This is a genomic window from Bacillus sp. 0102A (assembly GCF_036765155.1).
In the GTDB taxonomy this organism is placed as follows: Bacteria; Bacillota; Bacilli; order Bacillales; family Bacillaceae; genus Bacillus; species Bacillus subtilis_G.
The window spans coordinates 252,262-268,123 of record NZ_JBAIZW010000002.1; the positions used below are offsets into that span (position 1 = coordinate 252,262).

Genomic DNA, 15,862 nt, shown 5'->3' on the forward strand with positions numbered 1-15,862 from the left:
TTTAAAAATCAAAGCTTGAAAACCCGGATTGATCAAACAGTTGGGGTTCCTCAGCATGTTCATATGTAATAACCTCATCGGGGCCATTTCTCAGTTCAATAATATAATCAAAGTCATCTAGTGTATACTCTGTGTTTTGAACGAATATGTCAGGATGCTCCACCACTTTTGTTGCAGGCAGCCTCATGATTTCTCTGACCAGCTGGAGATGGCGTTCTGACCCTCTTCGTGTTGATACAATTCCATCAACGATAAAAACATTTTCAGTGCTGTATTCATCGGCAATCAGCTGGCTTCTTATTGTCTGCTTCAGCAAGGTAGATGACACAAACAGCCACCTTTTGCTTGCACACACGCTGGAGGCCACGATTGATTCCGTTTTTCCGACACGCGGCATCCCTCGGATTCCGATTAATTTATGGCCTTCTTTTTTGAACAATTCGGCCATAAAATCGACTAATAAGCCTAGCTCGTCTCGTTCAAAGCGGAACGTTTTCTTGTCATCGGCATCCCTTTGAATGTAACGGCCGTGACGTACGGCAAGACGGTCGCGAAGCCTCGGTTCTCTCAGCTTCGTTACTTTAATTGTTTCCATCGTTTTTAAGATTGATTCTAATCGTTTAATTTGATCTATATGGCGGCACCTGAGGAGCATTCCCCTTCTGGAAAGATCGACGCCGTTTATCGTTACGATGTTAATAGAAAGCATCCCAAGAAGAGATGAAATATCCCCGAGCAGTCCGGGGCGGTTCACTTGAATTTCATATTCAAAATACCATTCGAGCTTTGCCAAATGATATACCCCCTTCATTGTGGCAAAATTTTACCTTCCTTTATCATAAAGCATTTTTCTCTAATTAGAAAGAAGAATGTTGCTGTGATGAGGAAAACATAAAAAAGAGAGGAAAAATCTCCTCTCTTCCTAGTGAGTGCTGTTATTTTCAACAAGCTTAACCATCATATTGGCAATAGCGTGCTGTTCATCTTTTGATGCTACGCTCCAAAGATCTGCCAGCACTTTTTCCTGCTCGTTTTTAGATTCCACTTCATTAGCCAAGTAACCGCCGATTTCTGTCGCAAGTTCTGTAATGGTATCCTGGCTCATGCCTTTATCTTGCGCATAGTTCAAACGGTCGCCAAGGAAGTTTTTCCAGTTATCCCAGTTTTCTAATACTGACATGCTCGTTTCCTCCATTTCATGTGAAGTTACAAGATTATTGTGTCCTTCGCAAAAGAAACTATACACCGAATATTTTCGGATCAGCAGTGCCAGCCGCCATTCACTGACAGAATTTGGCCGGTGATATATGACGCTTTTTCAGACAGGAGAAAAACTGTTGCATCCGCAATTTCTTGCGGCCGGGCCAGCCGCCCGATCGGGATCTCATCTGCGATCTCTTCTTTTTCAGACGGGGTAAATTGATTCATCATATTTGTATCAACCGCGCCCGGGGCTACAGCGTTTACTCTGATTCCGCTTGGCGCCAGCTCCTTAGCCAGTCCTTTTACAAACGAGTGTTGAGCTCCCTTTGCCATACTGTACAGCACTTCACAAGATGCTCCAGTCTCTCCCCAAATAGAACTGACAGCCACAATCGCTCCTGTTCTATTCCGGATCATGCCTGAAAGAAGGTTTCTCGTCAACATATACGGACTTGCCACATGGAGCTGAACCATTTCCTGGACCGTTGCATTATCTACATCCGTAATCAACCCAAAATGGCTTCTGCCGCTATTTAAAATAATGGCATCAACCGGCTGAACAATTGATCTTGTCAGCTTATCTGCTCCTTCCGGTACGGACAGATCGGCTTGCAAAATCTCAGCATGAATGCCAAACGCCTCTCTTAGTTTTTCAGCAAGCTCCGATGCTGCGTTTTGATTTGTATTGTAATGCAGCAGCAGATTGTATCCCTCTGCCGCAAGCGTTTCACTTATGCTTTTACCGATGCCGCCGCTTGCTCCGGTGATCAATGCTGTTTTTTTCATCCTCTTTCCTTCTTTCCGCAGAAAAACACCCCTCACACAGGAGGGATGTTTTGTTATGATTTGGGAACAACCTTACAGACAGTCAATCTGTCTGCAGCAATTTCCTCTTGTATGACTTGCCGGACATCTTCGAGGGTAATTTGCTCGAGAACCGATACGACGTCAAACAGGCTCATATCCAAGAAAGCATAACGGGTAAATTGATTGGCGATGTATTCAGGTGAATTCAGCGCTTTTAGAAATGTACCGATCTTTTTCTTTCTGGCAAGTTCAATCTTTTCAGCAGTAATCAATTCACCGGCGCGCAGAAGCATGCTTGAAATGTCTTCAGCCAATTGATCAGGTTCCGGCGTATCGCCGCCGATCGCCGCAAAACCAAACCCATATTCAGCAGTAAAATCAAAGCTGAACGTTTCGTCAATATACCCTTTTTCATAAAGTGATTCGTACTGGGCAGAGCTTTTGCCGAAAAGAGATTCAAGCAATAAGTTCATTGAAAGTTCATGCTTTAACAGCTCTTTACCTAATTTAAACGGGTTCTTTGATTTTAGCCCGACAAGGCATTTCGGCCCCTGCACGTTCATTTTGATTTCTTTTTCTTTCCGGAACACCGCTTCTTGCTCCTGTACTTCCTCCCGTTTGATTTCCGGCTGATCAGTATACGGCTTTCTCTCCTGATTTTGTCTCACCTGAGAAATGATCGCTTCAGGATCTACAGGGCCGACAATGAAGAGGAGCATGTTACTCGGGTGATAGAACGTTTCATAGCATTCATAAAGAAGGTCTTTGGTAATATGCGAAATGCTTTCCACTGTTCCGGCTATGTCAATTCTGACAGGATGTTCTTTGTACATGTTTTCAATGACCCCGAAGTAAAGCCTCCAATCAGGGTTGTCGTCATACATGTTGATCTCCTGCCCGATAATCCCTTTTTCCTTTTCAACCGTTTTTTCAGTAAAATACGGATCCTGCACAAAATCAATCAGTGTCTCTAAATTGCGTTCAACATTCGATGTGCTTGAGAAAAGATAAGCCGTTCTTGTAAATGACGTAAACGCATTAGCAGAAGCGCCCTGTTTGCTGAAATCTTGAAAAACGTCTCCATCCGCTTTTTCAAACAGCTTGTGCTCAAGAAAATGAGCGATGCCGTCCGGCACGTGAACCATTTCATTTTTACCTAAAGGGACGAATCGGTTATCTATAGAACCATACTTTGTAGTGAAAACCGCATACGTCTTGTTGAAGCCTTTTTTCGGCAAAACGTAAACGTCAAGGCCGTTTGGCATTTTTTCATGGTACAGCGTCTCCTGCAGCTGTTCATATTTGATTGGTTTGATCAAGATGCACCCTCCGTCCCTTTTAAGAAATAAGTCGTATCAAGCTGAATCTTTTCGCCGGCTTTCATGATATCCTCTTTTGTGACCTGATCAATATTGGCGAGAAAGTCTTCGATTGGAATATCGACTTGGGCAGCAGCCTGCTGATATAAAAATTCAGATAGACCGTACGCAGTATCAATGGTTTCTAGCACTTGATTTCGAATGACAGCCTTTGTCTGAGCGATATCCTGCTCACTGTATTCGCCGTTTTTCATTGCCTGAAATTGCTCAGTAATAATAGAAACAGCCTGTTCATAATTTTTCACTTCAATGCCCGACATCACCATTAACAAGCCTTTAAAACTTTCTATACGCGAAGCGGCGTAGTATGCAAGACTGGCTTTTTCCCGAACATTGATGAAAAGCTTGGAGTGAGAGAATCCGCCAAACAGCCCGTTAAACACTTGCAAGGCAGGATAATCCTGATCCGTATAAGTGATACTGGTGCGGTAGCCAATATTCAACTTTCCTTGTTTGACATCTTCATCATCAATTACTTCTTTAGGCTGTGCGTTTTGCTCAGAGTGATTGTTTTTAATCATGCCAAGGGTGCGCTCTTCTGTTTGAAAATACTTGTCAATTGACGCTTGCACTTGGTTACTGTCCACATCGCCAACGACATAAAGATCAAGCTGGTCTTTTTGGATAGCGCTTTGGTATGTTTCATATAATTGATCAGCTGTAATGGCATCGACATCTTCCATTTCCCCATTGACATGCAGCGCGTAAGGCTCATTTTTGCACATTTCCTGTATCAGCCTTAAATTCGAGTAGCGCATTTTATCATCATAGACCGCTTGAATTCTCTGCTTGAGCGTCCGTTTTTCCTGAGCCACATATTGTGATTGAAAAGCGCCCTCCTCCAGAGCAGGTGAAAAGACGATTTCTGCGAGAAGCTGCAGTCCTTTTTCAAGAAGCGGCGTTTGATTTTTTAAATATTTTTCATTCGGGATTTCAAGCCTGAACGTAATGACGTGCCGCTCTCCTTTTTTCGAAAGATCAGCCGAAACGGACGTGCCGTACAGTTCATCTAAATAAGAACGTAATTCTGCGGTTTTCGGATGGCTTTTTGTTCCGCGAAGGAGCACATGCGGGAGCAGCGCCCTTTTGGTGACTTGCTCCTTTGTCAGCGGCGCAAGCATTTTAAAGATAAGCGAGACGGTTTTGAATTTTTCTGTTTCTACAATGTGCGCGGTTAAACCGCCATGCTTTGTTTTGATTTCATTTACATATGACATATGGAACCTCCTTCGTTCATTTCTTATTAGTATGTATTATGACCCATTTTCAGCATACGCAGAATCACTCTTTCATGTAATTATAGCAACTGTAGGATTTATAAGGAAATAATAACCTCCGCCAGACAAGACGGGGGCTGTATCGATTCATCCTTTTTGATTTGAAAGACGCCGCCGAATAGCCGCACCATGACAGGCACAAACAGCGGCAGAACGATAAATGCGCTCAAAGATAAGCCCTGTCAGAACGACAGTGGGGCTCTTCCGATTATATAAATTACAGCATAATGATCCGAGAGAAGAGTGTCAATATTCGCTATTTTCACAGCGAAAAAAAGACGGTTGGCTAGACCGTCCCCAAGTTTTTTTCTTCCTCCTCACTTTTTTTAGTATCCACAGTGAAGATGACTAAGAATAAAGCAACGATGCTGCAAAACGCCGATAGAATAAAAATCAGCCAGTCTGCATTAGACATTAATGCCGCAAACACAGGGGGACCGAGGGCTACCCCTATAAAGCGCATGCTATTGTAAAAGGAGGAAATGGTTCCGCATTCCTCGCTTTCAATCCCTTCGGTTATCAGTGCATCTAAAGCAGGAAGAGCCATTCCAATTCCAATCCCGCCAAAACTTAAAAAGACAAATAAAAAATAAAAACTGTGATTCCACCACAAAGCTATATACGAAAGGCTTAACATAATCATTCCTGTAACAACACAAAACTTCATTCGGCTTTTATCTTTGCCAATCTTTTTGCCAGCTATATAGGAACTGGTTGACAAAAATAAAAGTGGGATTGCCAGTAATCCGCCTTTAGCCACTCCGTCAATGGCATACTTCTTTTCCAGCGTATCTGATAAATAAAATAGTACGCCGAATAACAGAAACATAATGACACACCCGATAATAAAAACCGTATAAAGCCAGCGTCCGTCCTGCTTAAAGATTTTCCGCACATTCTTAATAAACTCAGAAACCGCAGGCGCATCCTCATCTTCTTCAGGTTTGGCCACCAGAAACAACACGAGCAAAAAGCTGATCAAACAAAAAAACGGAATAAACCAAAATGGTACAAACCAGTACCAGGTAGCCAGTAAGGCGCCAAGTATGGGACTCAGTACCTTCCCTGATGTGTTGGCGGTTTCAATATCGCCAAGACCGGCGCTGACCTTTTCATCGTCTCCTTCAAACAAATCGCCGATAAACGGCATGACGATAGGAGCTGCACCTGCTGAACCGATGCCTTGAAGAACCCTCCCCGCCAAAATCATAGCGTAGGGATTTTTCATATAGGTTGAAGCAAAAGCAGCCACCGCCCCTCCCAATCCTGCAATGAGGAGACATGGAAGCAATATTTTTTTCCTCCCGAATCGATCTGACAGATACCCCGCAATCGGTATGCAAATAATTGCCACCACCGAATATACAGTAATGATTAAAGACACTTGAAATGAAGTCACCGACAGCTTTTTTTCCATCATCGGCAGAACGGGAATCAGCATGGAATTTCCAAGTGTCATCACAAGCGGTACGGAAGACAATGCAATAATATGTTTCATTCCATCTTTCTTTCTCAACATTTTCACCCATTCACTTTCTTGTCATCCCTTATATATTGCGTTAACGGGCGTGAAAGTATGTACAAAGAAACATGAATCAGTGCAAATAAAAAAACAGACACATCACAGGCGTCCGTTTTAGAATCGTTTACGCAAAACATGAAATCTGAATTTATCCGCTCTAAAGTAATTTAAAGAGTAAAGCACCGGTTTATCGTGCTGATCGTAATGGGTTTGTTTTAACAGCAAAAGAGCTGTTTCCGGATCGCATTCAAGCACCGGAGAAATGGTATCATGATAGCCGATCGGCTCAATATCAGTCACGGCATAGCTGATCACGGAGCCTGAATTTTTCTCAAGTAAATCAAACATAGATTCTTGCTGGTGAGAAAAAGAATTCGGCAATATATCCATCGGAATTTTGTCTATACAATACACAATCGGCTGTCCGTTAGCTGTCCTGACTCGTTCGAGGTAAAAAAGTTCCTGCCCCTCTTCCAAGTGAAATCTCATCATATCATCCTCAGACGGCATAAGCACTTGTGATGATAGAAAAATCGTGCCAGGCGTCATATTTGCCTGTTCAATCATCTTGGTTACACTGTTCAGCTGTTCAATGCCCGAAAGAAATAACGGCTTAGAATGGACAAAAGTGCCTACACCATGCCTTCTGATAATCACATGCTCTTCTTCAAGGATCCGCAAGGCTTCTCTTAGCGTCGCTCTGCTGACACCAAGCTTTTTGGAAAGCTCAAATTCAGAAGGCAGCTTTTCCTTCTCAGTGTAGATTCCATTTTTAATATCCTCTTTAATTCGTTCAATTACTTTTAAATACAAGTGCCGATTATCAGCTTTTGTAGACATGTTTTCCCTCCGTAAACCACTTTCGATAAAAATTATTGAACAATTGGGACAACTATATCATGTTTTGTCGAAAAAATAAATAGAAAGGTTGCAGTTTACATAATGTTATTATCGATAACTAAAGAAAGCTGAACTCCCTACATTAAGAAGAGAGCTCATCATATTTCTCTTTTGATAATAAAACTTCTCTCGGTTTGCTGCCTTCATATGGCCCGACAACGCCTCGTTCCTCCATTGCGTCAATGAGGCGCGCCGCCCTCGTATAACCGATTCTGAATCTTCTTTGCAGCATTGAAACAGATGCCGTCTGCATGCCGACGATTAATTCAACAGCTTCATCATAAAGTTCATCGGTAACCTCGGAATGCGTTTCCGTTGTCTCCTCAGGAATCATTTCTTCCTGATATTGCGCTTTCTGCTGCGTAATCACATGGTCGACGATCTTCTCCACTTCGTCATCAGACAAAAATGCTCCCTGCACGCGGACAGGTTTATTAGCCCCGACAGGCAAAAACAGCATATCGCCGCGGCCGAGCAGCTTCTCAGCGCCACCCATGTCAAGAATCGTCCTTGAATCCGTCTGTGAAGAAACGCTGAACGCGATTCGTGACGGAATATTCGCTTTGATCACCCCTGTGATAACGTCAACCGACGGCCTCTGTGTCGCAATGATGAGATGGATGCCGGCAGCCCGCGCCATTTGGGACAATCTCGTAATCGAATCTTCCACATCAGAAGAAGCGACCATCATGAGATCAGCAAGCTCGTCCACAATGACAACGATATAGGGCAGCTCTGGCTGTTTCGCTTCTTCTTCATTGTTAGAGCGTTTTATATAATCATTGTATCCTTCAATATTTCTTGTACCCGTATGAGAAAATAATTCGTACCGCCTCTCCATTTCATTGACAACCTTTTTCAAAGCCTGTGACGCTTTTTTCGGATCGGTTACAACTGGAGCAAGCAAATGCGGAATCCCGTTATAGACATTCAGCTCTACCATTTTAGGATCGATCATCATCATTTTCACTTCATGCGGTTTCGCGCGCATCAATATACTTGTAATAATGCCGTTGACACAAACGCTCTTCCCGCTTCCGGTTGCGCCTGCGACTAAAAGGTGAGGCATCTTGTTTAACTCAGCCAGCACAGCTTCACCTGAAATATTGCGGCCAAGTCCAATTAGCAGCTTCGCATCCGGTCTGTCGTTTAATTTAGACTCCAGCACTTCCTTCAGCGATACCATCGCCACTTCTGCATTCGGAACCTCAATTCCGATTGCTGATTTTCCTGGTATTGGCGCCTCTATCCTGATATCCTTCGCAGCAAGTGCTAGCGCTAAATCATCGCTTAAATTGACAATTTTGCTAACCTTCACTCCGACATCAGGATACACTTCATATTTTGTTACGGCCGGGCCGAGATGAACCTGTGTGACTTTCGCCTTTACGCCAAAGCTTTGGAAGGTGTGTTCGAGCTTTCTCGCATTTTCATAAATATTCTTTTTATCTGCCTGCTGGCCGGTATGCTTCGGATCGGCCAGTAAATCCAGTGACGGCATCTCGTAATCCTTGTTTTCAAGCTCCGTAAAGGTCATAGGGGGAGCAGAAACAGTTTCCTGATCACCTGTCTCAGTCTGGATCTCCTGAAGCGGCTCTGTTACAGGTTCAGCTCGCTTTTCTATGGCTGGAGACTCTTCATTTTCATTCCGATCTGAAAAGCTTGAGATAATCGGCTCTGAATGAATGAGGGGCGATGCCGTTTCGGTTTCCAGGTCCCCCTCTTCATCAGAAGGCTCTTGTTCCAATTGTTGTTTTTTGCGGGCCGGTTTTTGTTTTTTGCTCGGCGCTTTCGTTTTTTTCGAAGACTTCATATTTGTTTTGACGGATTTCATATCATCAATAAATGCAAACCATTGTTCTTTTATAAAGCGGCCAATCGGGCTCATCCACTTTTTCAGCGTTTCTTGAAGAGAGCGCCCTGTGACTAATATCATTCCGATCAAAATCATGACAATCGCCATAATCTGAGAACCGGTTGACGCAAATAAAAAGTGTGAAGCAGCAAACAGCAAAGCTCCAATCATCCCTCCGCCTAAATCAGGTGAAGCGGAGCTTCCATTCATGTCCATCAAAAACAATTCCCATGTGTTGTGCAACACGCTTGCAGACTCAATCGACCCATTGTGCGTCAAATTTTTAAACAGCTGCACGTGAGAAAGCAGCAATATGCTTGCGATAATACAGTACAGTCCGGCCTTTCGCCTCGTTAATAGGCTCGGCGTTTTCTTCTTCCAAAACAGCGAGACTCCTAACACCAATAGACCTAACAAGCATAAAATAAACCACTCTCCAGCAAAAAAGCGGAACAAATAGATAAAAGTTTGCCCGACTACCCCCAGCTGCAGAATCGCGATAATTGAAATGGCTATACACAGCAATCCGTTAAGTTCGTATTTTATATTGAGCTGTTTCGCCTGTTTTTTTCTTGATTTTCGTTTTTTCTTTGCCACACTCATCACCTTACTGCGTTAAAAAATGTAAGTTCATACATAATGAAGAAAGCAGCCGTTTACAGGCTGCGTTTTTTCTGTAGGATTCCCCTATTATAGCATATTTTGCACTTAAAAAAGGGTTGGAATCTTATACGTTTAATTTCAGCTTTTGTCCCGGAGAAATGTCCGGGTGCAGAAAATGCATTGGATTTGTGCTCATGATTTGAATGACTTCCGCTTCATTGCCTTTCATCTCGACAAGAAGCGGCACACCTTTATACTCAATCTGCTCATGAACGCTTGTCTCTTGGTTCTGTTCTGCAAACACAATTTCCTGCGGCATCACGGTATACAGAATCATTGAATCATCCGTCCTTCTTCTTCCCTTGCTTCCTCAATGAGCTCATTCAGTTTATTGATCGCCTGTCCGACACCGCCTGCGTGATCGATCAGTCCGTATTCAACTGCATCCTTACCCACTACATTTGTTCCGATGTCGCGTGTTAAATTTCCTTTTGAAAACATCAGTTCTTTAAACTTCTCTTCGGTTACATTGGAATGGCTAGTTACAAATTTAACAACTCTTTCTTGCATTTTATCCAGGTATTCAAACGTTTGCGGCACGCCGATTACCAATCCGGTCAGCCGAACCGGATGAATGGTCATTGTTGCTGTTTCAGCGATATAACTGTAATCACAAGATACCGCAATCGGAACGCCGATAGAATGCCCTCCGCCAAGCACAATGGAAACGGTCGGTTTTGATAAAGATGCGAGCATTTCCGCTATTGCGAGACCCGCTTCAACATCTCCTCCGACCGTATTTAATATAATCAGCAGACCTTCAATTTTGGGATTCTGTTCAATTGCGACAATCTGCGGGATAACATGTTCATATTTTGTTGTTTTGTTTTGCGGAGGAAGCTGAACATGGCCTTCTATTTGGCCGATAATGGTCAGACAATGAATATTTGTATCCTGGGGCAGCTGCGGGAGCGCCGTTTCACCAAGCTGCTGTATTTTATTCATAATGCTGTCTTTCGCATCATTTTTTTCAGGACGCTCTTCTTCTGTGTTTTCCATACGATGATCCATCTCGCTTTCACCCTTTCCGAGTTTCTCTTTGTATTATGAACAAAGTTACTCAATTCAATCCCCGGCTTAAAAGGCAAAAAAATAAAGACCGGAGCAGCTCCGGCCTTAGTCAGTCATTACACTTCCATAATAATTGGAATGATCATCGGTTTACGTTTCGTTTTTTCATATAGGAATTGGTTCAAAGCATCCCGCATAGCCTGCTTCAGCGTTGACCATTCAACATTTGATGTTTCAGTCGCTTCTGTCACGATGGAACGGACAAGCTCAGTCGCCTCTACGATAAGGCCTTCAGACTCTCTTACATAAACAAAACCGCGAGTGATAATTTCTGGTCCTGATACAAGATGTTTCTTTTGTTTATCAAGTGTTATGACAACGATTAAAATTCCGTCCTGTGAAAGTAAGCGGCGGTCTCGCAGCACGATATTGCCGATATCGCCGACGCCTAAACCATCAATTAATATATTGCCATACGGAACTTTATCCCCAATTTTTACGTTCTGGCCGCGAAATTCAACGACGTCTCCTTTTTCAATTAAGAAGATGTCACTGCGCTTCATGCCGATTTCTTCAGCGATTTTTGAATGAGCTTTTTGCATTCTGTATTCGCCGTTTACAGGAATTAAATATTTTGGTTTAAGCAGATTGATCATCAGCTTTAACTCTTCCTGTGAACCGTGGCCAGATACATGGACACGCTTTTGGGCAAAGGTAACTTGCGCGCCGGCTCTCGCGAGAATATCTACTGTTTTAGAATAAATAAGTTCCTGTCCAGGGATTGGTGTGGACGCAATGACAACTGTATCCCCTTCTTCAATGTTCAGCTGTTTGTGAGCTTTGTTTGCCATTCTTGTCAGGGCAGCTAACGGTTCACCTTGGCTGCCGGCTGTCATAATGGCCACTTCGCGTTTTGGATACTTCTTGACATCCTGCACAGAAATAAACAGTTCATCATCAGCTTCGATATATCCGAGCTTTCTTGCCAGCTGCAGGACAGATTGTAGATTTTTTCCGGCAACGGCAATCTTTCTTCCATTTTGAGAAGCTGCATGAATGACTTGCTGAATCCGGTTAATATTGGACGCGAAAACAGCAATAATCACCCGGTTCTCTGAATTATACAGCGCGTCCGAAATTTCTCCGCTGACAGCTGCTTCCGAAGGCGTATAACCCGGACGTTCCGCATTTGTACTGTCTGAAAGCAGGGCAAGCACGCCGCTATTGCCGATCTTGGCGATCTCGCCAATGTCGCACATTTGATTAAGTGCAGGTGTTTGGTCAAATTTGAAGTCTCCCGTGCATACTATAGATCCAAGTGATGTTTTAAAACTCACACCTACAGAATCAGGGATGCTGTGAATCGTTCTAAAGAATGATACTTTTGTTGATTCAAATGTAATGACAGATTTGGAGTGAATTTCTCTTAAATCAGTTTTTCGGTTATGTCCGTATTGTTTTAATTTTTCTCTTAATAGTGCAAGCGTCAGCTTTGTTCCGTACACTGGAACGGACAGCTTGTTTAACAAGTAAAAAACGCCGCCGATATTTTCATCATGCCCGTGTGTTAAAAAGATTGCCTTGACGCGGTCAGCCCGTTCAATCAAATATGATATGTCAGGAATCACTACATCAATACCGAGCATTTCGTTTTCTGGATGCATAAGGCCGGCATCAACGACAAATATGTCTGAGTCAATTTCGATGACATAAAGATTCTTCCCAATTTCTCCGACACCGCCAAGGGCGATAATTCTAACGTTTTCTGTATTTTTCTTTTTCAAAATCTATATCCTCCTAGTCTCATACCCGTCCATCATCACTTGTTCCTATTATAACTGAAAGTAAATTTAGAAAACAAGATAAAGCAGAAGGTTTAAGCAAAACCAATATGTATAAGAAACGGTCAAACTCAGCTGAATGTGAGAATGACCGCGTTTGTTTCACTGTATGAAATTTTTTCTTACAGTTCGCTGATCGTGCTGCTTAAGCTCAGTCGTTCATCTTCGCTAAGCGGGATAAGAGGAAGTCGCACCGATCCGACATCAAGGCCTTTCAGTTGAAGCGCTGTTTTGACAGGAGCCGGGTTAGGCGCTTTAAACAGTTCCTTCATAATCGGCAGCAGTTTCTGATGAATCAGTGCCGCATTAGCTGTTTGCCCATTCGTATAATTTTTGATCATTTGCTGCATATCAGAGCCTGCAATATGGCTCGCCACTGACACAACTCCTCTTCCTCCGACTGAGAGAATAGGAAGGGTCAGAGCGTCATCCCCTGAATAGACAGAGAAGTCTTCGGGCGTTTCCGCAACAATTTTCGTAATCGCTTCGAGGTCTCCGCTCGCTTCTTTAATCGCAACCACATTCGGGATGTCTGCCGCCAAACGAATCGTCGTTTCAGGAGCGAGAGAAGCTACTGTGCGGCCCGGCACATTATACAGCATGACCGGAAGAGACGTTTCTGCCGCAATTGCTTTAAAATGCTGGTACATTCCTTCTTGAGAAGGTTTATTGTAATACGGCGTAACGAGCATGACCGCGTCTACGCCCGCTTCCTCAGCTTTTTTTGTCAGCTTTATGGAATCTTTCGTGTTGTTGCTGCCAGTACCCGCGATAACCGGCACCCGACCGTTCACTTCTTTTACCGTATATTCAAACAGCGCAATTTTTTCTTCAGTTGAAAGGGTTGGCGACTCTCCAGTTGTTCCCGCCACTACTAAAGAATCCGTTCCGTTTTTCAACAAGTAATCAATCAGTGTAGACAGTTTTTGAAAGTCTACGTTCCCTTTATTGTCAAAGGGTGTAATCATCGCTGTAGACACATTTCCGAAATTCATTTTATTCACCTCATCATGATTCAATCACATTTACTTGGAAAGTTCAAACACTTCATGCAAAGCGTTTACAGCAGGAACCAAATCCGCTTCATGGACAAGCACCCATATCGTCGTATGGCTGTCAGCCGACTGAAGGATCGGAATTTCTTTATCGGAAAGAGCCGAAACAATTTTGGACGTGACGCCGGGAACACCCATAATGCCAGCTCCGACCGCCGATACCTTCGCGCAATTTCTCGTTACCAACGGATCATAGCCCATATCCATTAAAATACGCTGAGCTGTTTCTGTTTTATTACCGGCCACCGTATATACGATTTCACTAGGTGTAATGTTGAAGAAATCAACACTGATTCCCGCATTCGCCATCGCCTTAAACACTTCAGTCTGTACGTTATACTGGCCGATTTTCGCAGGCACTTTAAACTGCGTGACATCTTTGACATGGGCAATTCCCGTAATCAGCCTTTCGAAAACATCGCTTCCGACTTTGGAAGAGTGATGCGATGTCACCAATGTGCCTTTATCTTTCGAATAAGTCGAACGGACGCGGATGGGAACCTTTGCCTGCATCGCAATCTCTACAGCCCGCGGATGAATGACCTTCGCCCCTTGATACGCCAGGTTGCAAATTTCAGTATACGTCACGACAGGAAGCGGTTTCGCATTTTCCACCACTCTCGGGTCAGCAGTCATCACACCTTCTACATCGGTGAAAATATCGATGTATTCCGCGTCAATCGCTGCGCCAAGTGCGGCTGCGGACGTATCGCTGCCCCCTCTGCCGATCGTTGTTGTATCACCCTTTTCAGTGGCACCCTGGAACCCTGCGACGACTACAGCGTCATGATTTGCGAGAACACTGAATAAACGCTCCGGTCTCATTTCAAGGATTTTCGCATTGGTATGCTGATCATTCGTTAAAAAGCCAGCCTGAGCCCCTGTCAGGGAAGCTGCTTTCACACCGTTATCAAGCAGCATGCTTGTAAAGACGACAGAAGAAATGGTCTCTCCGCAAGATAAAAGCAAATCCTGCTCTCTCGGGGAAATCGCTGACTGATCGCCGTAAAGCAGCCCCAGCAAAGAATCCGTTGCGTACGGGTCTCCTTTCCGGCCCATCGCTGAAACGACAACGACAACCTTATATCCCTCACTGATTGCTTCTTTAATATGCTCTAAAGCCAGTTTACGGCCTTTATCATCTTTTACAGATGTTCCGCCGAACTTTTGAACAATTATCTTCACTGTTTTCACTCCAAATTATTCGGACGTAACAGAAGAGAGCAGGCTGATAGCACCTTACTCTCTTCTATTCGTCTTTAGGAAATTCTCTCTTTTATACGAGGTTTAGTTTTTTCAGGCTTTCTGCAATCTGAACGGAGTTCCATGCCGCGCCTTTTAACAGGTTATCAGAAACAACCCATAAATGAAAACCGTTTGCTCTGTCCAAATCTTTGCGGATGCGGCCAACAAACACATCGTTTTTACCGACGGCATCAGCAGGCATCGGATAAAGCTGCTGGTTGGGGTCATCCTGAAGTGTCACGCCCGGAGCTTCTTTTAATAGTTTTTTAATATCCTCAACTGTAGCGTCATCACGGTCAACCTCAATGTAGACGGACTCTGAGTGCCCAGTTTGAATTGGCAGTCTCACACATGTAGCCGCTACTTGAAGGTCCGGCATGTGCATGATTTTTTTCGTTTCATTTATCATTTTCATTTCCTCAAACGTATAGCCGTTATCTTGGAATTTATCAATTTGCGGAATCGCGTTGAAGGCGATTTGATAGTGTTTTTTGTCGCCTTTTACAGGCATGATCGCGGGCTCAATTTCTTCTTGATTTAAAATCGCCTGTGTTTGGCTGTAAAGCTCTTTTACAGCTTCATTTCCCGCTCCTGAAACCGCCTGGTAAGTTGATACGATGACTTTGTTTAAGCCGTATGCTTTGCGGATCGGTTCAAGAGCCGCAACCATTTGGATTGTAGAGCAGTTCGGATTGGCAATAATGCCGTTGTGTTCATGCAAGTCTGCCTCATTCACTTCAGGCACAACAAGCGGTGTATTTTCGTCCATACGGAACGCACTCGTATTATCTATAGCAATAGCGCCGCGTTTTACAGCTTCTGGTGCCAATGCCTGTGATACGCTTCCGCCGGCGCTGAACAAAGCAATATTTACCCCTTCAAAGCTCTCGGGAGAAGCTTCCTGAACAGTCAGCTCTTGGCCTTTAAACGTGACTTTTGTCCCCGCAGAGCGTTTGGAAGATAGCAATGTAAGTGTGTCCATTTCAAAGTTTCTGTCTTCAAGTGTTTTCAGCATTTGTTGTCCTACAGCCCCTGTCGCTCCGACAACTGCTACGTGTAAACCTCTTCCCATCTGTAAAACTCCTTCCGCCAATCAGCATCATT

At 43.8% G+C, this 15,862-nt stretch carries 15 protein-coding genes; all 15 read right to left on the reverse strand.

Annotated features, from left to right (window positions below; translation table 11 throughout):
* Position 1: 1 nt before the first annotated feature.
* Positions 2-793: a DUF3388 domain-containing protein gene (locus V6D41_RS05675; protein WP_087991654.1), complete on the reverse strand. Its 792-nt coding sequence runs from the start codon at positions 791-793 to the stop codon at positions 2-4.
* 129 nt (positions 794-922) lie between these two features.
* Complete coding sequence (locus tag V6D41_RS05680; RefSeq protein ID WP_087991653.1) at positions 923-1,180, reverse strand: DUF3243 domain-containing protein; 258 nt, start codon at positions 1,178-1,180, stop codon at positions 923-925.
* An 80-nt stretch (positions 1,181-1,260) separates the two neighbouring features.
* A complete protein-coding gene (ymfI, locus tag V6D41_RS05685; RefSeq protein WP_087991652.1) occupies positions 1,261-1,989 on the reverse strand; it encodes an elongation factor P 5-aminopentanone reductase in 729 nt (242 codons plus the stop codon).
* 53 nt (positions 1,990-2,042) lie between these two features.
* Positions 2,043-3,329 (reverse strand): EF-P 5-aminopentanol modification-associated protein YfmH, encoded by a 1,287-nt coding sequence (gene yfmH, locus V6D41_RS05690; protein ID WP_333517567.1) that lies wholly within the window; start codon positions 3,327-3,329, stop codon positions 2,043-2,045.
* Positions 3,326-4,606, reverse strand: a complete 1,281-nt coding sequence (gene yfmF, locus V6D41_RS05695) for an EF-P 5-aminopentanol modification-associated protein YfmF (protein ID WP_148961792.1) — start codon at positions 4,604-4,606, stop codon at positions 3,326-3,328. Before yfmF ends, yfmH begins: the two co-directional genes overlap by 4 nt.
* Before the next feature lie 98 nt (positions 4,607-4,704).
* The gene (locus V6D41_RS05700; protein ID WP_333517568.1) at positions 4,705-4,836 is read right to left on the reverse strand and encodes a hypothetical protein; all 132 of its coding nucleotides are present in this window, start codon (positions 4,834-4,836) and stop codon (positions 4,705-4,707) included.
* A gap of 116 nt (positions 4,837-4,952) precedes the next feature.
* The gene (gene bcbE, locus V6D41_RS05705) at positions 4,953-6,164 is read right to left on the reverse strand and encodes a bacillibactin exporter BcbE (RefSeq protein ID WP_148961940.1); all 1,212 of its coding nucleotides are present in this window, start codon (positions 6,162-6,164) and stop codon (positions 4,953-4,955) included.
* Between the two features lie 138 nt (positions 6,165-6,302).
* The gene (locus V6D41_RS05710; protein ID WP_087991649.1) at positions 6,303-7,028 is read right to left on the reverse strand and encodes a GntR family transcriptional regulator; all 726 of its coding nucleotides are present in this window, start codon (positions 7,026-7,028) and stop codon (positions 6,303-6,305) included.
* Between the two features lie 142 nt (positions 7,029-7,170).
* Entirely contained in the window at positions 7,171-9,540 is a 2,370-nt protein-coding gene (spoIIIE, locus tag V6D41_RS05715) for a DNA translocase SpoIIIE (RefSeq protein WP_333517569.1), read from the reverse strand.
* A 130-nt stretch (positions 9,541-9,670) separates the two neighbouring features.
* The gene (tepJ, locus tag V6D41_RS05720) at positions 9,671-9,883 is read right to left on the reverse strand and encodes a TepA modulator TepJ (RefSeq protein WP_087991647.1); all 213 of its coding nucleotides are present in this window, start codon (positions 9,881-9,883) and stop codon (positions 9,671-9,673) included.
* Positions 9,880-10,617, reverse strand: coding sequence for a translocation-enhancing protein TepA (gene tepA / locus V6D41_RS05725; RefSeq protein WP_087991646.1), 738 nt, complete (start codon positions 10,615-10,617; stop codon positions 9,880-9,882). The genes tepJ and tepA overlap by 4 nt, the downstream gene beginning before the upstream one ends.
* Positions 10,618-10,733: 116 nt before the next feature.
* A complete protein-coding gene (gene rnjB, locus V6D41_RS05730) occupies positions 10,734-12,401 on the reverse strand; it encodes a ribonuclease J2 (RefSeq protein ID WP_148961797.1) in 1,668 nt (555 codons plus the stop codon).
* Between the two features lie 179 nt (positions 12,402-12,580).
* Positions 12,581-13,453: a 4-hydroxy-tetrahydrodipicolinate synthase gene (dapA, locus tag V6D41_RS05735; RefSeq protein ID WP_148961798.1), complete on the reverse strand. Its 873-nt coding sequence runs from the start codon at positions 13,451-13,453 to the stop codon at positions 12,581-12,583.
* Between the two features lie 30 nt (positions 13,454-13,483).
* Positions 13,484-14,698, reverse strand: a complete 1,215-nt coding sequence (gene dapG / locus V6D41_RS05740; RefSeq protein WP_148961799.1) for an aspartate kinase — start codon at positions 14,696-14,698, stop codon at positions 13,484-13,486.
* Positions 14,699-14,789: 91 nt separating this feature from the next.
* Complete coding sequence (gene asd, locus V6D41_RS05745; RefSeq protein WP_087991642.1) at positions 14,790-15,830, reverse strand: aspartate-semialdehyde dehydrogenase; 1,041 nt, start codon at positions 15,828-15,830, stop codon at positions 14,790-14,792.
* Positions 15,831-15,862 lie beyond the last annotated feature (32 nt).